Below are 19683 nucleotides of genomic sequence, written 5' to 3'. Positions count from 1 at the left end.
TCCGTCAGCGGCCGCCACCTCCGGGCGCCGCCAGCACGTTCTGCACGAGTTCGGCCAGCGAGTTGGCGTCCATCTTCTCCATCACGCGCGCGCGGTGGACTTCCACCGTCTTGATGCTGATGCCGAGCACGTCGGCAATCTGCTTGTTGAGCTTGCCCGCGATGATGAGATCGAGCACCTCACGCTCGCGCTGCGTCAGGTGCATCAAGCGCCGCGCGGTCTCCGCCTCGAGCTGCCGCTTGTCCCGGCTCTGCTGCTCGGCGGCGAGGCACTCAGCGATCAGGTTCAGCATGTCGCGCTCGCTGAACGGCTTCTCGATGAAATCGACGGCTCCCTTTTTCACCGCCGATACTGCCATCGGCACATCACCATGACCGGTGATGAAAATCACCGGCAGCGTGAAGTGGCGGCGCTTGAGTTCCTCGAAGAGTTCCAGCCCGCTCATGCCGGGCATGCGCACGTCGAGCACGAGGCAGCCCGTCATCGCCGGATGGAAGTCGCGCAGGAAGCTTTCGGCCGATTCCCATGCGCGCACGTGATGTCCGCTGGATTCGAGCAGCCACACGAGCGAGTCGCGCAGGGCTTCGTCGTCATCGACGATGTAGATGCATTGTTCAGGCGCGGCGGACGGTGCGGTCACTGGCGATCTCGGTGGGCAAGGTGAATGAGAAGATGGTACCCCCTTCCGGATTGGAGTCCACAATCAGCCGTCCGTCATGAAATTCGATGATGGAGCGGCAGATGTTGAGGCCCATCCCCATGCCTTCCGTCTTGGTCGTGTAGAAGGGCGTGAACAGGTGGCCGCGCTCCTCGTCGCCGATGCCGTGACCGCGGTCGATCACGGCCACTTCGACCGCCCTCGGCCCCAGCGCGCGTGCGCGCACCGTCAGCACGCGCTGCTCGGGCGACAGGTCGGCCATCGCGTCGATGCCGTTCTTGATCAGGTTCAGGACGACCTGCTCGATCATGATGCGGTCCGCGAACACCGGCGGCAGGTCGGGGGCGACCTCCGACACGATGCGCGAACTCATGCGCCGGGCGTCGATCTCGGCAAAGCCGATGGCGTCGTCGAGCACGTCGGAAATCTGCACGGCGCTTCGGCGCGGCTCGCTCTTCTTCACGAATTCGCGGATGCGGCGGATGATCTTGCCCGCGCGCTCGGCCTGGAAGCTCGCCTTCTGCATCGCCGCCAGCAGGTCCTCCTCGCGCGCGTTGCCGCCCTGGATGCGCGTGACGCAACCCATGCAGTAGTTGGCGATGGCCGACAGCGGCTGGTTGAGCTCGTGCGCGAGCGTGGACGCCATCTCGCCCATCGTGATCAGGCGCGAGGTGCGCTGCAGCCGCTCCGCCTGCTGGCGCGAGACCTCCGCGGTCTGCTTGCGTTCGGTGATGTCGGTGGCGATGCCCATGCGCACGACGCGCCCGTCCACCCAGCGCGTGGCGTGCTCGCGCACGTGGTACCAGCGCCCCGAGAGCGGGTGCTGCAGTTCGCCGTCGAAGAGTTCGCGCGGCAGGTCGGTGGGCGTCAGGCCGCGCGGATCGATCTGGTAGTCGCCGCGTTCGGGCTGCGGCACGGCGACGCCGCGCACGGTCCGTCCGACGGCATCGAAGCCGTGGATGCTCTTGAACGCACGATTGGCGAACAGGATCTCGTCGGTGCGCGCGTCGGCGACGAACACCGCGGCCTCGAGTCCGTCCAGCACCGCCTCGAAGCGCTCGTGCGCGGCTTCGAGCGCGGCACGGATGCGCTTCGGTTCGGTGATGTCGGTGACCGAGGCCATCCAGCCCGTCTGCACACCGTTGGCGTCGATCAACGGCGAAAGGTAGAAGCGCGCGTCGATGCGCTCACCGTTCTTGCGCCGGATGTGCATCTCGAAACCGCTCGGGGGGGCGCGTCCCTGCAGGGTCAGGTCGAGGTTCTGACTGCACAGCTCGAGTTCCTCCGGCGCCCAGTAAGGGAAGGGTCGCATCGCACCGAGAAGCTCGTCCTGCTCGAAGCCGACCATGCGGCAGAAGGCGGAGTTCACATAGATGATCCGCCCCGTGAGGTCGATCGCGCGCATGCCGGTCATCACCGACTCTTCCATCGCCTTGCGGAAGGCCGACTCCGCCCGCAGCGCCTCTTCCCCCGCCTTGCGGCCGGTGATGTCGTGCGCGACGGCGTACACCAGCTTTTCCTCGCGCACGGGGTTGATGCTCCAGTCGAGCCAGCGGAAGCTGCCGTCGGCGCAACGGCAGCGGATCTCGAAGCTGACCGGCTGCCCGTCCGCCAGCCGGCGCATCTGCTCGACCGCGAAGGGCACGTCGTCGGCATGCACGAGATCGAGCAGCGGCCGCCCGGGCAGCTCGTCCGGCAGGTAGCCGAGGATGCGCTCGAACGCCGGGTTGGCACGCCGGAACACGCCGTCGAGGCCGACGATGCACAGCAGATCGAGCGACAGGTTGAACAGCCGGTCGCGCTCCTTCTCGACACGTACGCGCTGCTGCACGTGGGTGCGCAGCAGCCACAGCGTCCACAGCACGATCACCGACAGCCCGACGATCATCGCCGTCGGCAGCGCCTGCGGCAGCTGGCTTGCAGTGCGGAAGGCCGTCGCGCGCAGCACCAGCCCGGTGCCCGGCGGGTCGAGCGGGATCGAATACGAGATGCTGCGGTCGAGATCCGCAACACTGGAGTTCACTGCCAACGTCTCGCCCTGGGCACCGATCAGCGCGAGGTGGTACTTCTCGCCGAACCAGCTAGGCACGAGGTACTGCAGCACCCGGTCGATCGAGTACACGCCGACGATCGCGCCGAGGAATTCGCGCCCGTGGCGCACCGGCACGAACACTTCCAGCATGAAGCGCTTGCCTGGCGTCTGGTAGGCCTCGCCGTAGGCTGCGTGCCCCGAATCGCGGGCGCGGTAGAACGTGGCCGCCTGGACGCGGGACAAGGCGTCGCCCGCCAGCCAGTCGGTGGTATCGAAGGGGGCCGTCCAGCGGACGAGCTCCTCCGGGCCGACCCAGGCGACGTTCACCAGTTCGCCGTTATTGGCGATGTGTTGATTGGCGCGGACCTGGAAACCGTTCAGATCCAGCGTCGAGACCGCCAGGTCGCGCGCGAGCTGGGTCAGGAATTCCTCGGTGCCCTGCATGTGCAGGCGCATCGTCTGTTCCGCCCACTGCACGTCGCGGGCGACCGCATTGCGCTGCGTTTCGGCGTCGCGCAACTGCAACAGCCACACCAGCCCCAGCATCGTGAGCGCGAAGATGCCCACCGCCACATAAGGAGCGGTCCAGTACAGGCGGGTCCGCGCAAGGCGGCCGGATTCGGCAGAGTCGGGCATCGGAATGCGGAGCAGGCGGCAGGATCGGACGACACACGGCCAACACGCGCACCTGCGCACGCGGCCCGGTCCGCCGCAATTGTCATGGTCGCGGCCCGCCTGCGTCAGTCGGGTTTTCCCCTAAACCTGCACGCGGCGGGATGCTTCGGGTTTTCGCCAATTCTGCCGGATCGACACCGAACGTACATTGTGGGCCTTGCCGACCTGACGTGAGATCTCCGCGTGCTTCGCCTGATCCTTGCACTGCTGTATCTCCTCGCCCTCCCCGCACTGGCGGCCGATCCCATCCGTATCGGGGTGTCCGGGCCGTTCACCGGCGGATCCAGCCCGATGGGCATCTCCATGCGCGAAGGCATCCGCATCGCAGCCGCCGAACTCAATGCCAAGGGCGGCGTGCTCGGCCGGCCGATCGAACTGATCGAACGCGACGACGAGGCGCGCAACGAACGCGGCGCGCAGGTCGTGCAGGAGCTCATCAACAAGCAGCACATCGTCGCCGGGCTGGGCATCGCGAACACCGGCGTAGCGCTCGCGACCCAGCGCTTCTACCAGGAGGCGCGCATCCCGGTGATCACCTCGGTGGCGACGGGTTCGGTCGTCACGCAGCAGTTCCTGCCGCCGCAGCATCCCGACAACTTCATCTTCCGCGTCTCCGCCAACGACACGATACAGGCGGCGATGATCGTCACCGAGGCGGTCGACAGGCGCGGCCTGAAGCGCGTCGCGATCTTCCATGACGCGACCAACTACGGCCAGCTCGGACGCGAGGACCTCGAACGCACGCTCGCCGAGCGCAACCTGAAACCGGTCACCGTCGAGCGCTTCAATCTCCAGCAGACCGACATGACGATGCAACTGCGCCGCGCGCGCGAGGCCGGCGCCGAGGCAATCCTGACCTACGGCATCGGGCCGGAACTCGCGCAGATCGCCAACGGCATGGCACGCATCAACTGGCGCGTGCCGCTGATCGGCAGCTGGACGCTGGCGATGTCGAACTTCATCGACAACGCCGGACCCAACGCCGAAGGCGCGCGCATGCCGCAGACATTCATCCCGGAGCCGACGAGCCCGCGACGCAAGGCCTTCATCGAGGCGTGGCGCGCATCGACCGGCGGTGGGCGCATTCCCGTCCCCCCCGCCGCCGCGCAGGGGTATGATTCGCTCCTTCTGCTCGCCGCAGCGATCCGCCAGGCCGGCACCACCGATGGCGACCGCGTCCGCGAGGCGCTGGAAAACCTGAACGAGAAGATCGAGGGCGTGGTCATGACGTATCGCACCCCCTTTTCGAAGGACCGCCACGAGACGATCACCAGCGTCCACGATATTTTCATGGGCGAGGTACGCGACGGTCGTGTGGTGTTTGCCTACGATGAAGACCGTCGCAGAGCATCGGGCCGCTAGCCCCTCCGCATTCCGCTTTCCGAGTCGGCCGGGAGATCTTCCTCTCCCTCCCTTTCTCCCGGCCGATTTTTTTCCCGCCGCCCCCCGGGCGAACCGTCTTTTCCCCGCCGCACCCTTCCCGCTCAAGCCCACCGCGAACGCACCCGATGCCGTTCGCGGCACGGCTTTTCGCGCGCTTTCCGCGTGCCCGTTTCCATGCCCGAAATGAGCACCCGAGGTTATTGCACATCCTGAAATCTCGTTTTAGAATGCGAAAAATGCTGTTCGACGACCTCGACCGGCGCCTTACGGATTCGACCCGAATCACCTAGCCAGGGCGGATTCGCCAAACCGCGAAGCTCAACACAAGGAGACAGAGCATGGCCGCGACACCCAACGTAACGCTGCAGACGGACCCGGACACCGTAGAAACCAAGGAATGGCTGGACGCCCTCCAGGCCGTCGTCGCCAACGAAGGCCAGGACCGCGCGCATTTCCTGATCGAGAAGCTGATCGAAGCCGGTCGCGAGGAAGGCATCGACATCCCCTACTCGGCGACGACGCAGTACATCAACACCATCCCCGCCAGCCAGCAGCCGAAGTACCCGGGCAACCCGGACATGGAGATCAAGCTCCACTCGTACATCCGCTGGAACGCCATGGCGATGGTCGTGCGCGCGAACAAGCACACCAACGTCGGCGGCCACATCGCCTCCTTCGCCTCCGCTGCCGCCCTCTACGACGTGGGCTTCTCGCACTTCTGGCGCGCCCCCACCGCCGAGCACGGCGGCGACCTGATCTTCTTCCAGGGCCACTCGGTCCCCGGCGTCTATGCGCGCGCCTTCATGCTCGGTCGCCTGAACGAAGAGCAGATGGACAGCTTCCGTCAGGAAGTCGACGGCAAGGGCATCTCGTCCTACCCGCACCCCTGGCTGATGCCGGACTTCTGGCAGTTCCCGACCGTGTCGATGGGCCTCGGCCCCCTGTGCGCGATCTACGCCGCGCGCTTCATGAAGTACATGGACAGCCGCGACATGGCCAAGGCGCAGGACCGCAAGGTCTGGGCCTTCCTCGGCGACGGCGAGACCGACGAAGTCGAGTCGCTGGGCGCGATCGGCATGGCCGGGCGCGAGAAGCTCGACAACCTGGTCTTCGTCATCAACTGCAACCTGCAGCGTCTGGACGGCCCGGTGCGCGGCAACGGCAAGATCATCCAGGAACTGGAAGCCGAATTCCGCGGCGCCGGCTGGAACGTCATCAAGCTCGTGTGGGGCACGCACTGGGATTCGCTGCTGGCGCGCGACACCAAGGGTCTGCTGAAGAAGCGCATGATGGAATGCGTCGACGGCGAGTACCAGACCTTCAAGGCGAAGGATGGCGCCTACGTGCGCGAGCACTTCTTCAATACGCCGGAACTGAAGGCGATGGTCGCCGACTGGACCGACGATGAGGTGTGGGCCCTGAACCGCGGCGGCCATGACCTGTTCAAAATCTTCTCCGCCTACAAAGCGGCGGTCGAGCACAAGGGCGCTCCGACGCTGATCCTCGCCAAGACCGTCAAGGGCTTCGGCATGGGCCAGGCCGGCGAGGCGATGAACATCTCGCACCAGCAGAAGAAGCTCGACGAAGAGGCGATCCGCCGCTTCCGCGACCGCTTCGGCCTGCCGGTTCCCGACGACAAGCTCGCCGAGCTGCCCTACCTGAAGTTCGCCGAGGATTCGCCCGAATACAAGTACATGATGGAGCGCCGCGTGTCGCTGGGCGGCTTCCTGCCGCAGCGCCGCCGCACGGCCGACCCGCTGGCGGTGCCGGCGCTCGACAACTTCGCCGCGCTGCTGAAGGCCTCCGGCGAAGGCCGCGAGCTGTCGACGACGATGGCGATCGTGCGCATCATGAACACGCTGCTCAAGGACAAGCAGATCGGCAAGAACATCGTCCCGATCGTGCCCGACGAGTCGCGCACCTTCGGCATGGAAGGCATGTTCCGCCAGTACGGCATCTGGAACCAGCAAGGCCAGAACTACGTGCCGGAAGACCATGACCAGCTGATGTTCTACAAGGAATCGAAGACCGGCCAGGTGCTGCAGGAAGGCATCAACGAAGCCGGCGCGATGGCCGACTGGATCGCCGCCGGCACCGCCTACTCGGTGCACGGCGTGCAGATGATCCCCTTCTACATCTTCTATTCGATGTTCGGCCTGCAGCGCACGATGGACCTGTGCTGGGCGGCAGCGGACCAGCGCACGCGCGGCTTCCTCATCGGCGGCACCGCCGGCCGCACGACGCTGAACGGCGAAGGCCTGCAGCACGAGGACGGCCACAGCCTGCTGCTCGCCAACATGATCCCGAACTGCATCAGCTACGACCCGACCTTCCAGTACGAAGTCGCCGTCGTCGTGCAGGACGGCATGCGCCGCATGTTCGCCGAACAGCAGGACGTGTACTACTACATCACGGTGATGAACGAGAACTACGAGCATCCCGAGATGCCTGCCGGCGCCGAGGCCGACATCATCAAGGGCATGTACGCGTTCAAGAAGGGCGGCGAAGGTAAGCTGCGCGTGCAGCTGCTCGGTTCCGGCACGATCTTCCGCGAAGTCATCGCCGCGGCCGACCTGCTGAAGAACGATTGGGGCGTCGAGTCCGACATCTGGGGCTGCCCGAGCTTCAACGAACTGGCCCGCGACGGCCAGGACGCGGAACGCTGGAATATGCTGCACCCGATGGAAGCGCCGCGCCTGTCGCACGTCGAGAAGTGCCTCAAGGACACCACCGGCCCGGTGATCGCCGCGACCGACTACATCCGCATGTTCTCCGAGCAGATCCGTCCCTTCGTCAAGCGCACCTACTCGACGCTGGGAACCGACGGTTTCGGCCGTTCGGACACGCGCGAAAAGCTGCGCCACTTCTTCGAGGTGGATCGTCACTGGGTCACGGTCGCTGCGCTGAAGGCGCTCGCCGATGACGGCCTGATCCCGCGCGACAAGGTTGCCGCCGCACTACTGAAGTACAACCTCGATCCCAGCAAGCCGAACCCGATGAGCGTCTGAGCGCGCGAGGGAGACAAAGAACATGAGCCAAATCATTGAAGTGAAAGTCCCGGACATCGGCGATTTCGACGAAGTGCCGGTCATCGAGTTGTTCGTCAAGGTCGGCGACACGATCAAGGTCGAAGACGCGATCGCGACGCTGGAGTCCGACAAGGCAACGATGGACGTGCCGTCCTCGGCCGCCGGCGTCGTCAAGGAAGTGCTGGTCAAGCTCGGCGACAAGGTATCCGAGGGCAGCGTGCTGATCCGCGTCGAGGCGGCAGGCGCAGCCGCCGTTGCCGCACCGGCTGCGGCGCCCGCGCCCGCCCCGGCTGCTGCAGCGCCCGCCCCGGCCGCAGCGGCACCGGTTGCTGCTCCGGCAGCCGTCGCTGCAAGCGGCCCGATCGAAGTCACGGTCCCCGACATCGGCGATTTCTCGGACGTGCCGGTGATCGAGCTGTTCGTGAAAGTCGGCGACACCATCAAGGTCGATGACGCGATCGCGACGCTCGAATCCGACAAGGCGACGATGGACGTGCCGTCGTCGGCCGCCGGCGTCGTCAAGGAAGTGAAGGTCAAGCTCGGCGACAAGGTGTCGATGGGCGCCGTCCTGATCGTCGTCGAAGGCGCTGGCGCCGCGCCTGCCGCCGCCCCGGCGCCGGCCGCCGCGCCCGCCTCTGCCTCGACCCCGTCGGGCGCAGTCCCGGCCGCGTCGACCGCCGCGTTCGGCCAGTCGGCGCTGTCGGCCCCCGCCGTCGCCGTACCGGCCGCGCCGTCCGCCGTCACCCTCGGCGGCAGAGTGCACGCCAGCCCCTCGGTGCGCGCCTACTCCCGCGAACTCGGTGTCGATCTCGCCCAGGTCAAGGCCACCGGTCCGAAGGGTCGCATCCTGAAGGAAGACGTCACCGCCTTCGTCAAGGGTGCGATGCAGACCGGCGTCGTGCCGGGCAAGGCCGTGGCCGCCGCGGTCGGCAGCCTGGGTGGCGGGCTGGATCTGCTGCCCTGGCCGAAGGTCGATTTCGCCAAGTTCGGCGAAGTCGAATCGAAGCCGCTGTCGCGCATCAAGAAGATCTCCGGCCAGAACCTCGCCCGCAACTGGGCGATGATCCCGGCGGTGACCTATCACGAAGACGCCGACATCACCGACCTCGAAGCCTTCCGCGTCCTGATGAACAAGGAAAACGAGAAGTCGGGCAAGAAGCTGACGATGCTCGCCTTCATCATCAAGGCCTCGGTGCGCGCGCTGCAGGAATTCCCCGAGTTCAACACCTCGCTCGACGGCGACAACCTGGTCTACAAGAAATACTTCAACATCGCCTTCGCCGCGGACACCCCGAACGGGCTCGTCGTGCCGGTCGTGAAGAACGCCGACAAGAAGAGCGTGTTCGAGATCGCCGCCGAAACCGGCGAACTGGCGAAGAAGGCCCGCGACGGCAAGCTCGGCCCGGCCGACATGTCCGGTGCCTGCTTCACGATTTCCTCGCTGGGCGGCATCGGCGGCACCTACTTCGCGCCGATCGTCAATGCACCGGAAGTCGCGATCCTCGGCGTCAACAAGTCGGTGATGAAGCCGGTGTGGGACGGCAAAGCTTTCGTGCCGCGCCTGACCCTGCCGATGTCGCTGACCGCCGACCACCGCGTCATCGACGGCGCGCTGGCGACCCGCTTCAACGTGTATCTCGCTCAACTGCTGGCCGACTTCCGTCGGGTCATGCTGTAAGGAGGCCGCACCATGAGCCAAGTTGAAGTCAAGGTTCCGGACATCGGCGATTTCGAGTCCGTCCCCATCATCGAATTGTTCGTGAAGGCCGGCGACACCATCAAGGTGGACGACGCGATCTGCACGCTCGAATCGGACAAGGCGACGATGGACGTGCCGTCGTCGGCCGCGGGCGTCGTCACCGAAGTCCTGGTGAAGGTCGGCGACAAAGTCGGTGAAGGCGCGGTGCTGCTGAAGGTTGAAGCGGCGGGCGCTGCTGCCGCGGCTGCACCCGCAGCCGCTCCGGCTCCGGCCGCCGCCCCCGCGGCACCGGCTGCCGCGCCCGTCGCGGCCCCGGCCGCGTCGAGCCACGCCGGCGGTGCCGACATCGAGTGCGACATGCTCGTGCTCGGCGCCGGCCCGGGCGGCTACTCCGCCGCATTCCGCTCCGCCGACCTCGGTCTCAAGACCGTCATCGTCGAGCGTTACGCGACGCTCGGCGGCGTGTGCCTGAACGTCGGCTGCATCCCGTCGAAGGCGCTGCTGCACGTCGCCGCGGTGATGGACGAGGCGGAGCACATGTCCGCCGCCGGCATCACCTTCGCCAAGCCCACCGTCGACATCGACGCGCTGCGCGCCCACAAGGACAAGGTCGTCGGCAAGCTCACCGGCGGTCTCGCCGGCATGGCCAAGGGCCGCAAGGTCGACGTCGTGCGCGGCTACGGCAGCTTCCTCGACCCGAACCACGTCGAAGTCGAAGTCACCAGCGGCGACGCGCAGGACAAGACCGGCGAGAAGAAGGTCATCAAGTTCAAGCAGTGCATCATCGCCGCCGGTTCGGCCGCGGTGCACCTGCCCTTCATCCCGCGCGACCCGCGCATCGTCGATTCGACCGGCGCGCTGGAACTCCGTCAGGTGCCGGCGAAGATGCTCGTCATCGGCGGCGGCATCATCGGCCTCGAGATGGCGACGGTGTATTCGACGCTCGGCACCCGTGTCGATGTCGTCGAGATGCTCGACGCCCTGATGCAAGGCCCGGACCGCGACGCCGTCAAGGTGTGGGAGAAGCAGAACGCCCACCGCTTCGACAGCGTCATGCTGAAGACCAAGACCGTCGCCGTCGAGGCGAAGGACGACGGCCTGTGGGTCACCTTCGAAGGCGAGAAGGCTCCGCAAGGCCCGCAGCGCTACGACATGATCCTGCAGGCCGCCGGCCGCAGCCCCAACGGCAAGAAGATCGCTGCCGACAAGGCGGGCGTCGTCGTCACCGACCGCGGCTTCATTCCGGTCGATGCGCAGATGCGCACCAACGTGCCGCACATCTTCGCCATCGGCGACATCGTCGGCAACCCGATGCTCGCCCACAAAGCGGTGCATGAAGCGCACGTCGCGGCGGAAGTCGCAGCCGGTGAGAAGTCCGCGTTCGACGCCACCGTGATCCCGGGCGTGGCCTACACCCATCCGGAAGTGGCATGGGTCGGTTACACCGAAGAGCAGGCGAAGAAGGAAGGCCGCAAAGTCGAGACCGCCAGGTTCCCGTGGGCCGCTTCGGGGCGCGCGATCGCCAACGGCGCCGACTACGGCTTCACCAAGCTGATCTTCGACGCCGAAACGCACCGCGTGATCGGCGGCGCGATCGTCGGCCCCTCGGCCGGCGACATGATCGGCGAAGTGTGCCTCGCCATCGAGATGGGCGCGGACGCAGTGGATATCGGCAAGACCATCCACCCGCACCCGACGCTGGGCGAAACCGTCGGCATGGCGGCGGAGGTCGCACACGGCAGCTGCACCGACGTGCCGGCACCGCGGAAGAAATAAGCAACGCACAGAGTAGGTTCAAGGGGCGCTTCGGCGCCCCTTTTTCTTTGTGCACGCGCCGCCGCCGTCCGGGGCGCGAACGCCGCACCCATCGCTTGCAGCCGGAGCCGAATACTGTATATACTTACAGCACTCGACCAACACGGCCCCGCAGAGGGCTCTCTTCCCGACGGAGACCAATATGGAACAGTGGATCAATCGACTGCTGATGGGCTGCGGCGGCGCGTCCGGCCTGATGCTCGGCACCGGTCACGTCGTCGAGGCGACGACCCTCGCGGCGGCAACGATCTTCGCAGTGTGGTTCATGCGCATGCAGGCTCGCAGCGCCGCAGAAGAGCACTGAACTCCGGCCCGACCGGTCGAAGCCCTCCGGCGCGGGCCATGCATGGTCCGGCAGAAATTTCACGCGCAAGCCCCTGCCCGCATGTCCGGTATTGCGCCGATCTCCCTATAATCGGCGCTCAACCTGCCCGCGTGAAAGCCGCTGTCGATGCCCGCCCCAACCCAGCCATCGGAAATTGCCCGCGAAGTCCTGCGTCTGTTCGCGGCACGGCGCATCTCGCCGACACCGGACAACTTTCGCGCCCTCTACTACGAGGTCGCGGGCGCGCCTGACGCCGAAGGCGCCTTCCCCGACAAGTTCGTGCGCGCCCTCGCGCGGCAATTGCCCCGCGACACCGCCGAACGCGCGCGGATCGCCCGCCAGCTGGACCAGGCTCTGGCGGACAACAACCAGGACACCAGCCGGCAGGCGCTGACCGACTACCTTGCCAGCCTGAAGACCGAGCAGCCGCCCGCCTGGAACGAACTGATCGCCAACCTGCTCAGGCAGTGGGAAGCACGCCAGCTCGGCTGGACCACGGCACGCAAGCGCGAATCGCTCGAACGCGTGCTCGCGGCCAACGATCCCGCAACGCTGCACGCCCGTCTGCAGGCCCTCGTCCGCTCGTGGACGCAGGCTCCGGTCGATCCCGAAGCGCCGGCACCCCGCGAACCATCCGACGCCGCAAACGCACCAGCGAACGCGCCGTCCGCCAGCGCCCCCACGCCCCCTGCCGGCGCAGCACCCGAAATGCGCCAGGTCGCACCCGGAGAAGCCGGCGAACTGCTCGCCGCACGCCAGGAACTGCTGCAACTCGCGCTCGAAACGGTGCTCCCACCGCTGCTCACCGAACAGCCCGAACTGGCGCAGGAAGCCGACAGGCTCGCCGGATCGGTCAAGACCGCCGGCAACGCGGACGATCTGCGCAACATCGCCACGCGCATGCGCAAGTTCGCCTACCGGCTCGAGATGGTCGCGGGTGACCGGGCCGAGATCAACGCCGGACTGCTCAACCTGCTGCGCCTGCTGCTCGACAACATCGACCAGATCGTCGTGGACGACAGCTGGCTCAGCGGCCAGATCGAGGTCCTGCGCGACGTCCTCGGCAAACCGGCAAACGTGCGCCTCATCGACGACGCCGAACGCCGGCTGCGCGAGATCATCTACAAGCAGAGCCAGCTCAAGCACAACCACTCCGAAGCCCAGCGCTCGCTCAAGGAGCTGCTCGCCGGCTTCGTCGACCACCTCGCCAGCTTCGCCGAAACCACCGGCGCCTACCACGACCGCATCGGCAACTGCGCCGACCGCATCTCCACCGCGCGCGACATCACCGAGATCAGCGGAGTCCTCGGCGAAGTGATGCGCGAAACGCTCGCGATGCGCGACGCCGCCCGGCGCTCCCGCGACGAACTGGACGCCACACGCGAACGCGCCCGCGACGCCGAAGAACGCATGAACGAGCTGCAACGCCAACTCGACGAAGCCAGCCGCCTGATGCGCCACGACCAGCTCACCGGCGTGCTCAACCGCCGCGGGCTGGAAGAGACCTTCGACAAGGAAGCCGCCCGCGCCCGCCGCCACGGCAGCCCCCTGAGCCTCGCCCTGCTCGACCTCGACAACTTCAAGCAGCTCAACGACACCTTCGGCCACCGCACCGGCGACGACGCCCTCGTCCACCTCGCCACGATCATCCGGCAGAGCCTGCGCCCGCAGGACACCGTCTCCCGCCACGGCGGCGAGGAATTCATCCTGCTCTACCCGGACACCACGCTCGAACAGGCGCAGGCCGCCCTGGTGCGCCTGCAGCGCGAACTCACGCGCAACTTCTTCCTCACGCACGAGCGGAAAGTGCTGATAACGTTCAGCGCCGGCGTCACCGAATGGAACCCCGACGACACGGTGGAAAGCACCGTGCAGCGCGCGGACGAGGCGATGTACCGAGCGAAGCAGGCGGGCAAGAACAAGGTCGTCGCACATCCCGTCGTCTGAACCGGACGTGCCCCCGCAAGGGCGCCGGCACCCACGAGTGATGCGCGAGCGGGCCATGTGGGGGCCATCACAAGCCCCCCGACAAATCTCCTTGCAAATTCCCTAAAGATTTTTCCGGGCCCTCCGTTAATGGATTCAACGGCAGACAAAACGCCCGCGCAGATGCAAACAGGGCATGAAGCCGGGATAACCGAAGTCATCTCTCTCTAGGAGAAATATCATGGCAATGACGATCAACACCAACGTTGCGTCCCTCAATGCACAACGCAACCTGACCACCTCCCAGAGTTCGCTTGCCTCGTCGCTGCAGCGCCTCTCCTCGGGTCTGCGTATCAACAGCGCGAAGGACGACGCTGCCGGTCTCGCGATCTCCGAGCGGATGTCGGCACAAGTTCGCGGCCTGAATCAGGCTGCTCGCAATGCAAACGATGGCATTTCCTTGGCACAAACCGCCGAAGGCGCCCTTGGAGAGATCGGCAATAACCTGCAACGGATTCGCGAACTTGCGGTTCAAGCTTCGAACGGCACGAATTCGCAGGAGGATCGCGATGCACTCAACGCGGAAGTGACCCAACTCAAGGCAGAAATTCAGCGTGTGGCCGAGCAGACAAGCTTCAACGGCACCAAACTAATTGACGGCAGCTTCTCTGGCGTTAGCTTCCAAGTTGGTGCTGATGCAGGTCAGACGATTACGATCTCGTCTATTGCCAACGCACAGACTGCATCGTTGGGAGGTACGCTGACCCGCTATACTGCAAACGTCAATGCCTCGTCAATGACCAGCTTCGCGACGGCAATCGCAGATGGCTCCCTCACGCTTGACGGCGGCGGCGGGTCGGGCCCGGTGAATCTCGGTGCAATCGCCGCAGCCTCAAACGCGCAGGAACGAGCCGGTCAAGTCACCGAGGCGATCAATCGCGTGTCGGCACAAACCGGTGTAGGGGCGTCGTACGACGCGGTCACTGGGGACATCACCCTCACAAACTCCAATGCGAGCGCGATGACGTTTGCAGGCGCAAGCGCAACGGTGGCAATCGCCGGTTTTACCGGTGCTGTCGGTGCCTCCACTTCGACCACCGGTATCAACGCATTGACCGTGAGTTCCTTCACCAATGCACAGCAAACGATTACGCAGATCGACAACGCACTGAAGTCGGTTAATACGTCACGCGCAAACCTCGGTGCGATCCAGAATCGCTTCAGTTCAACGGTGGCAAACCTTCAAACCAGCAGTGAAAACATCTCTGCATCGCGCGGTCGCATCCTGGATGCCGACTTTGCTTCCGAAACCGCAAACCTGTCGCGTACGCAGATCCTGCAGCAGGCGGGGACCGCAATGCTCGCACAGGCGAACTCGCTGCCGCAAAACGTGCTGAGCCTCCTCCGCGGCTAACCGGTCTGGTAGTCTCACGATCACACGGCGCGGAGCTCGCAAGGGCTCCGCGCCGTTGCCCCATGAGGGAGAAGCATCATGGCCATTCAAACCACCCTGCCGGCGACCACCACCATCACGCCGCAGCCCTCTCGCGCAGAGGCATTGCCTCCAGGCGTCAGGCGCACACCGACCGCAGCGGTCGATTCGCTGCCTCCCACGGGGTTGCAGAAAAAGCCCGAAGTCACGAACACAACAGACTCTGCCCAAATCAATCAAGCGCTCGAGGAGGTTCGCAAAGCCATCTCACCCGTGGCACAGGACTTGCGGTTCTCGATAGACGACGACACCGGACGCACGGTAGTCAAGATCATTGACAGCAGTACCGACGAGGTGATCAAGCAGATCCCGTCGGAAGAAGTGCTCGCAATCGCCAAAGCGCTCGATAAACTGCGGGGATTGCTGGTCAGACAAGAGGCCTGAAGGAGACGGACATGGCGCTCACCGCAAGTGGGATTGGATCTGGACTGGACATCAACGGACTGGTGAGCCAATTGATGTCTCTCGAGCAGCGTCCGCTGACGGCGCTCGCAACCAAGGAGGCAAGCTATCAGGCCAAGCTGTCGGCCTTCGGCCAGCTCAAGAGTGTCCTTTCCGCCCTGCAAAGCGCGACAGGCGGCCTTAAGGATTCTGCAAGATTTTCCGCGACGAAGGTTACCGTCGGCACCGATGCCGGCTTTACCGCCACGTCGACCACTTCTGCTGCCGCAGGTAATTACTCGGTTCAAGTGACGAATCTCGCCACCGTCCAGCGCGCTGCAACGAACAAGGACGTGACCTTTGTGCCCGGTAGCGGCACGCTGTCAGTCACGACGGGCGGCCAGACGAAAACGCTTGAATTTGCCGGCGGTTCGATTGAGCAATTGCGCGACGCCATCAATGGTGCCGATCTTGGTGTTGCAGCCAATGTCATCGACAATGGAACCGCGAAGCAACTCGTACTAGCTGGCAAGAACACCGGAACATCCAACGCGTTCACTGCTACCGGACTGGGCATCGAATCCAGTCTTTACGAGATCCAGCCAGCCGAAAACGCGACGCTGACGATCGACGGGATCGCAATCACGCGTGCGAGCAATACGATCAGTGACGCCATCGAAGGCGTGACGCTGAACCTGACCAAGGAGACCGCGACGGCCGGGAGTCTGACGGTCGCCGAAGACCCCAGCAACGCCCGCAGCGGAATCGAGGCGTTTGTGAAGGCCTACAATGACGCCAACAAGGCGATCAGGGACCTGACTGCATACAACCCGGAAACCCGCAAAGCTTCGACCCTTACGGGCGACTCGACCGCGCGCTCCATTCAAGGGCAACTGCGGAACCTGATAGGCGGTGCCTTGCCGGGGTTCACGGGTGTCAGCCGACTTTCCGATATTGGCGTCTCCTTCAAGGCCGACGGGACTCTTTCAATCGACAGCGCCAAACTAGACGCCGCGCTCAAGGATGCTGGCAAGGATGTTGCGGGATTTTTTGCCGGGAGCAGTGGGATAACCGGTTTTGCGGAAACGATATCTTCCACGCTGGAAGATTATGTCAGCGGCGGAGGTATGCTCGCCGGCCGCACCGATGGGATAAACGCCTCCATCAAGGCGATCGGGAAACAGCGCGAGGCGTTAACAGCCCGCCTCGAACAGATTGAGAAACGCTTTCTCGCCCAATTCACGGCGCTGGACTCGATGGTGGCGAGCATGACGCAAACAAGTAATTTTCTGACCCAACAACTCGCAAATCTGCCGCAAACGGGCGGGTAATTAGGAGTACGCATGTTCGGTTCATTTCCCAATCGGGCCGCCGCTTACGCTCAAGTGGGCGTCGAAACCGGCGTAACCACCGCCGACCCGCACAAGCTTATCCTGATGCTCTTCGACGGTGCGCTGCTCTCCATCGGCACCGCCTCCGCGGCAATGGAAAATCAGGATATCCCGGCGAAGGGCCAGGCGATCTCCAAGGCAATCGAGATCATCCTCAACGGACTCAAGGCGAGCCTCGATCTGAACGCAGGCGGCGAACTCGCCGCGCGGTTGTCCGCCCTGTACGACTACATGAGCGAGCGACTGGTCTACGCCAACCTGCACAACAGCCGTCCCGCCCTGGACGAAATCCACGGACTGCTCGAAAGCCTACGCGAAGCCTGGGCCGGCATCGCACCCGGCACCACAGCGGCAACTGCGGCTGCCTGAGGAGACCACCATGTCGTCGCTCGCCCTGTACGAATCGATGAGTACCCTGTCGGCGGCGATGGTCGAAGCGGCACGGGCGAACGACTGGGATCGCCTCGTGAAGCTGGAACGCGAGATGGCCGCGTCGCGCGACGGAATCTTGCGCGCCGCGGGTGCGTCACAGGAGCCCCTCGGCGCCGCGGAGGCGGCACGCAAGGCGGAGCTGATCGCCGCCATGCTCGAGAACGACGTCGAAATCCGCCAACACGTCGAACCCTGGCTCACCAGCGTGCGTAAGCTGCTGTCGGGCACCGCACGCGACCGTGCCGTGCGCGCCGCCTACGGCGCCTTCGGCCCCTGAGGATCTGACCGGCCTCCGGACGGTCTGACGACACAGGAGCGCACACGATGATCCCCTCCGATCTCGCCGCCCGCCTGCGTCTGATCACGGAGGCGAGCCTCTTCGACAGCGAGCCGCCGATCAACGGCACGTCGCGCGTGCGCGAGATCCAGGCTCGCCTTCCCGAGCTTCTGCCCGGCGAGCGCTTCGTCGCGACGATCGACCGCCGGCTGCCCGATGGCACCTTCAAGGCCATCGTCGGCGGACGTGATTACACGCTCGCGCTCAACCACTCGGCGAATACCGGCGACACGCTGGAACTGGTCGTCACTCAAAGCACGCCCAAGGCGGTGTTCGCCCAGCTCGCCGAGCCGATGCTCACGGGCAATGAAGGCGCTCGCCCGACGCTCAGCGCCGCGGGGCGGCTGATCGGATTCCTGCTCACGGGGCAGCCCGCTCCGCAGCCTGCGTCGCTGGCGGCCGGAAAACCCATCCTTGCGGCGCCACCGACCAACAACGCCGCCGCGACGCTCGCCCCGGCCCTGCAGCAGGCGCTGTCCCAGAGCGGCCTGTTCTACGAATCCCACCAGCTGCAATGGCTCTCCGGCAAGCTCGCGACCTCGGCGCTGTTGCAGGAACCTCAGGGCGAGCATTTGGGGGGGACGGCGGCCCAGCCTGCCGGCCCGGCCGATGCCGCCGCACTCGCTCGTTCGCCAGTTCCGCTGCGGGCCGGCGCCGAGATGGCGGCGAACGCGCCGGCACAAGGGGCGGGCGCGACGGCGGTGGCAGCGAACGAATCCGACGCCGCAGGCGGCACGAATCCGGCACAGGCTCCGGGCATGCGCACAACCGCCCTTCCCGAGCGGCTCGTCCCGGTTGTTTATCAGCAACTCGACGCGATGGCGACACAGAACTACGTCTGGCAGGGACAGGTCTGGCCGGGACAGGCGATGGAATGGGAGATCGAGGATCCGCAGCGCGACCGCGAACCGGGTTCGGACGAGCCGCCGACGGAATGGAAGACCACCCTGCGGCTCAGCCTGCCGCGGCTCGGCGGTGTCGAGGCGCTGCTGATCCTGACACCCGCAGGCGTCGCATTGCGCCTGATGGCCGACGACGACGCGACGGTCGCGGCGCTCGCCAACGCCCGGGCGGAGCTCGACAGCGCCCTCGAAGCAGCCAACGTCCCGCTCACGGGCTTCGTCGCGGAGCGCCGTGATGGCGAACACTGAACACGATCCGACACCGCGCGGCGAGGCCGTCGCGCTCGCCTACAGCAAGGGCGACGCCGCGCCGCGCGTCGTCGCGAAGGGGCGCGGGCTGATCGCGCGCGAGATCATCGAGCGCGCGCGGGAAGCCGGGGTGTTCGTGCACGAATCCCCCGAACTGGTCGGTCTTCTGATGCAGGTCGACCTTGACGCGCGTATCCCGCCCGAACTGTACGTCGCGGTGGCGGAGCTGCTCGCGTGGATCTACCGCGTCGAGCAGGGCAGCGCGGGCGCGCAGGCGCAAGCACCGGGCGGACCGGCTCGCCCCTGATGAGGCAGCAATCGAATACCTCCGTTCGCCCTGAGCCTTTCGCAGGGCAATCGCAGGGCTTCGACAAGCTCAGTCCAAACGGTATTCGTTGCGGTTTCGCAGTCGTGCTATAAATCCGGCTTTGCCCGGACTCGTTGCCGATGCCCGAACCGTCCGAAACCACGACGCCGCAGCGACCGCTGGATGCTGACGCCCTCGCCCGCTATGCGGTGCGCGACCCGCTCGAAATCATCCAGTTGCTCCGGATGCTGGTCGATAAACGTCCGCTCCTGACTGCCTTCATCGACGGCGGGGAATCCTTCGTCACACTGGCGCTCGCGCTGACCGACGACGGCGCCGTGATCGTCGATGCCTGCCCCGACGAGATACGCAACGCGAAGGCAGGGAGCGCCGCCCAGCTCGTCTGCGTGACCCGCCTCGACAACGTGAAGCTGCAGTTCGCGCTGGAGGCCCCCGCCCGCATCGTGCATGCGGGCAAACCTGCGCTGCGCGCGACGCTTCCCGACAGCATCATCCGCCTGCAGTAAGCGGTAACTGACCGGCGTTATTCCAGGGCACGTGATCGACGTGGACAATTGCCTCCAGGGTCAACAATGGAGGGATCGTTCATGGCAGGGGTGCTCAAGCGCAAATGGCGCCGGCGCAGCCGA

The 19683-nt window shown here is 65.6% G+C and carries 16 protein-coding genes; 14 read left to right on the top strand and 2 right to left on the bottom strand.

Features of this window, described 5'->3' with window-relative positions; translation table 11 throughout:
• Window positions 1-4 precede the first annotated feature (4 nt).
• Window positions 5-640: a response regulator transcription factor gene (locus GPA27_RS20105; RefSeq protein WP_169142272.1), complete on the bottom strand. Its 636-nt coding sequence runs from the start codon at window positions 638-640 to the stop codon at window positions 5-7.
• The gene (locus tag GPA27_RS20100) at window positions 615-3326 is read right to left on the bottom strand and encodes a PAS domain-containing sensor histidine kinase (RefSeq protein WP_169142271.1); all 2712 of its coding nucleotides are present in this window, start codon (window positions 3324-3326) and stop codon (window positions 615-617) included. The genes GPA27_RS20105 and GPA27_RS20100 overlap by 26 nt, the downstream gene beginning before the upstream one ends.
• A 222-nt stretch (window positions 3327-3548) precedes the next feature.
• Here GPA27_RS20100 and GPA27_RS20095 point away from each other — a divergent pair, with 222 nt between their 5' ends.
• The 14 genes from GPA27_RS20095 to GPA27_RS20030 all read left to right on the top strand — a co-directional run bounded on the left by GPA27_RS20095 (window position 3549) and on the right by GPA27_RS20030 (window position 19560).
• Window positions 3549-4727 (top strand): ABC transporter substrate-binding protein, encoded by a 1179-nt coding sequence (locus GPA27_RS20095; protein WP_169142270.1) that lies wholly within the window; start codon window positions 3549-3551, stop codon window positions 4725-4727.
• Between the two features lie 359 nt (window positions 4728-5086).
• Complete coding sequence (aceE, locus tag GPA27_RS20090) at window positions 5087-7756, top strand: pyruvate dehydrogenase (acetyl-transferring), homodimeric type (RefSeq protein WP_169142269.1); 2670 nt, start codon at window positions 5087-5089, stop codon at window positions 7754-7756.
• Window positions 7757-7778: 22 nt separating this feature from the next.
• Window positions 7779-9455 (top strand): dihydrolipoyllysine-residue acetyltransferase, encoded by a 1677-nt coding sequence (aceF, locus tag GPA27_RS20085; protein ID WP_169142268.1) that lies wholly within the window; start codon window positions 7779-7781, stop codon window positions 9453-9455.
• Between the two features lie 12 nt (window positions 9456-9467).
• A complete protein-coding gene (gene lpdA, locus GPA27_RS20080) occupies window positions 9468-11252 on the top strand; it encodes a dihydrolipoyl dehydrogenase (protein WP_169142267.1) in 1785 nt (594 codons plus the stop codon).
• Between the two features lie 181 nt (window positions 11253-11433).
• A complete protein-coding gene (locus GPA27_RS20075; RefSeq protein WP_169142266.1) occupies window positions 11434-11595 on the top strand; it encodes a hypothetical protein in 162 nt (53 codons plus the stop codon).
• 147 nt (window positions 11596-11742) lie between these two features.
• Window positions 11743-13563 (top strand): GGDEF domain-containing protein, encoded by a 1821-nt coding sequence (locus GPA27_RS20070; protein WP_169142265.1) that lies wholly within the window; start codon window positions 11743-11745, stop codon window positions 13561-13563.
• 220 nt (window positions 13564-13783) lie between these two features.
• Complete coding sequence (locus GPA27_RS20065; protein ID WP_169142264.1) at window positions 13784-14956, top strand: flagellin; 1173 nt, start codon at window positions 13784-13786, stop codon at window positions 14954-14956.
• 78 nt (window positions 14957-15034) lie between these two features.
• Window positions 15035-15418, top strand: a complete 384-nt coding sequence (locus tag GPA27_RS20060; protein WP_169142263.1) for a flagellar protein FlaG — start codon at window positions 15035-15037, stop codon at window positions 15416-15418.
• Between the two features lie 11 nt (window positions 15419-15429).
• Entirely contained in the window at window positions 15430-16746 is a 1317-nt protein-coding gene (fliD, locus tag GPA27_RS20055; RefSeq protein WP_169142262.1) for a flagellar filament capping protein FliD, read from the top strand.
• A 12-nt stretch (window positions 16747-16758) separates the two neighbouring features.
• Complete coding sequence (gene fliS / locus GPA27_RS20050; protein ID WP_169142261.1) at window positions 16759-17175, top strand: flagellar export chaperone FliS; 417 nt, start codon at window positions 16759-16761, stop codon at window positions 17173-17175.
• A gap of 10 nt (window positions 17176-17185) precedes the next feature.
• Window positions 17186-17515 (top strand): flagellar protein FliT, encoded by a 330-nt coding sequence (locus GPA27_RS20045; protein WP_169142260.1) that lies wholly within the window; start codon window positions 17186-17188, stop codon window positions 17513-17515.
• A gap of 47 nt (window positions 17516-17562) precedes the next feature.
• Entirely contained in the window at window positions 17563-18726 is a 1164-nt protein-coding gene (fliK, locus tag GPA27_RS20040) for a flagellar hook-length control protein FliK (RefSeq protein WP_169142259.1), read from the top strand.
• Window positions 18713-19033, top strand: coding sequence for an EscU/YscU/HrcU family type III secretion system export apparatus switch protein (locus GPA27_RS20035; protein WP_169142258.1), 321 nt, complete (start codon window positions 18713-18715; stop codon window positions 19031-19033). The genes fliK and GPA27_RS20035 overlap by 14 nt, the downstream gene beginning before the upstream one ends.
• A gap of 140 nt (window positions 19034-19173) precedes the next feature.
• Window positions 19174-19560, top strand: coding sequence for a flagellar brake protein (locus GPA27_RS20030; RefSeq protein WP_169142257.1), 387 nt, complete (start codon window positions 19174-19176; stop codon window positions 19558-19560).
• Window positions 19561-19683: the final 123 nt, after the last annotated feature.

The organism is Aromatoleum toluolicum (genome assembly GCF_012911005.2).
Taxonomy (GTDB): Bacteria; Pseudomonadota; Gammaproteobacteria; order Burkholderiales; family Rhodocyclaceae; genus Aromatoleum; species Aromatoleum toluolicum.
Note: the sequence above shows the minus strand (reverse complement) of the source record. Positions and strands in the feature narration are given on the sequence as shown.

Coding starts and splice junctions, on each gene's coding strand:
- aceF (WP_169142268.1), top strand. CDS start 7,779: ATGAGCCAAATCATTGAAGTGAAAGTCCCGGACATCGGCGATTTCGAC.
- GPA27_RS20060 (WP_169142263.1), top strand. CDS start 15,035: ATGGCCATTCAAACCACCCTGCCGGCGACCACCACCATCACGCCGCAG.
- fliK (WP_169142259.1), top strand. CDS start 17,563: ATGATCCCCTCCGATCTCGCCGCCCGCCTGCGTCTGATCACGGAGGCG.
- GPA27_RS20075 (WP_169142266.1), top strand. CDS start 11,434: ATGGAACAGTGGATCAATCGACTGCTGATGGGCTGCGGCGGCGCGTCC.
- lpdA (WP_169142267.1), top strand. CDS start 9,468: ATGAGCCAAGTTGAAGTCAAGGTTCCGGACATCGGCGATTTCGAGTCC.
- fliD (WP_169142262.1), top strand. CDS start 15,430: ATGGCGCTCACCGCAAGTGGGATTGGATCTGGACTGGACATCAACGGA.
- aceE (WP_169142269.1), top strand. CDS start 5,087: ATGGCCGCGACACCCAACGTAACGCTGCAGACGGACCCGGACACCGTA.
- GPA27_RS20100 (WP_169142271.1), bottom strand. CDS start 3,326: ATGCCCGACTCTGCCGAATCCGGCCGCCTTGCGCGGACCCGCCTGTAC.
- GPA27_RS20065 (WP_169142264.1), top strand. CDS start 13,784: ATGGCAATGACGATCAACACCAACGTTGCGTCCCTCAATGCACAACGC.
- GPA27_RS20035 (WP_169142258.1), top strand. CDS start 18,713: ATGGCGAACACTGAACACGATCCGACACCGCGCGGCGAGGCCGTCGCG.
- fliS (WP_169142261.1), top strand. CDS start 16,759: ATGTTCGGTTCATTTCCCAATCGGGCCGCCGCTTACGCTCAAGTGGGC.
- GPA27_RS20045 (WP_169142260.1), top strand. CDS start 17,186: ATGTCGTCGCTCGCCCTGTACGAATCGATGAGTACCCTGTCGGCGGCG.
- GPA27_RS20030 (WP_169142257.1), top strand. CDS start 19,174: ATGCCCGAACCGTCCGAAACCACGACGCCGCAGCGACCGCTGGATGCT.
- GPA27_RS20070 (WP_169142265.1), top strand. CDS start 11,743: ATGCCCGCCCCAACCCAGCCATCGGAAATTGCCCGCGAAGTCCTGCGT.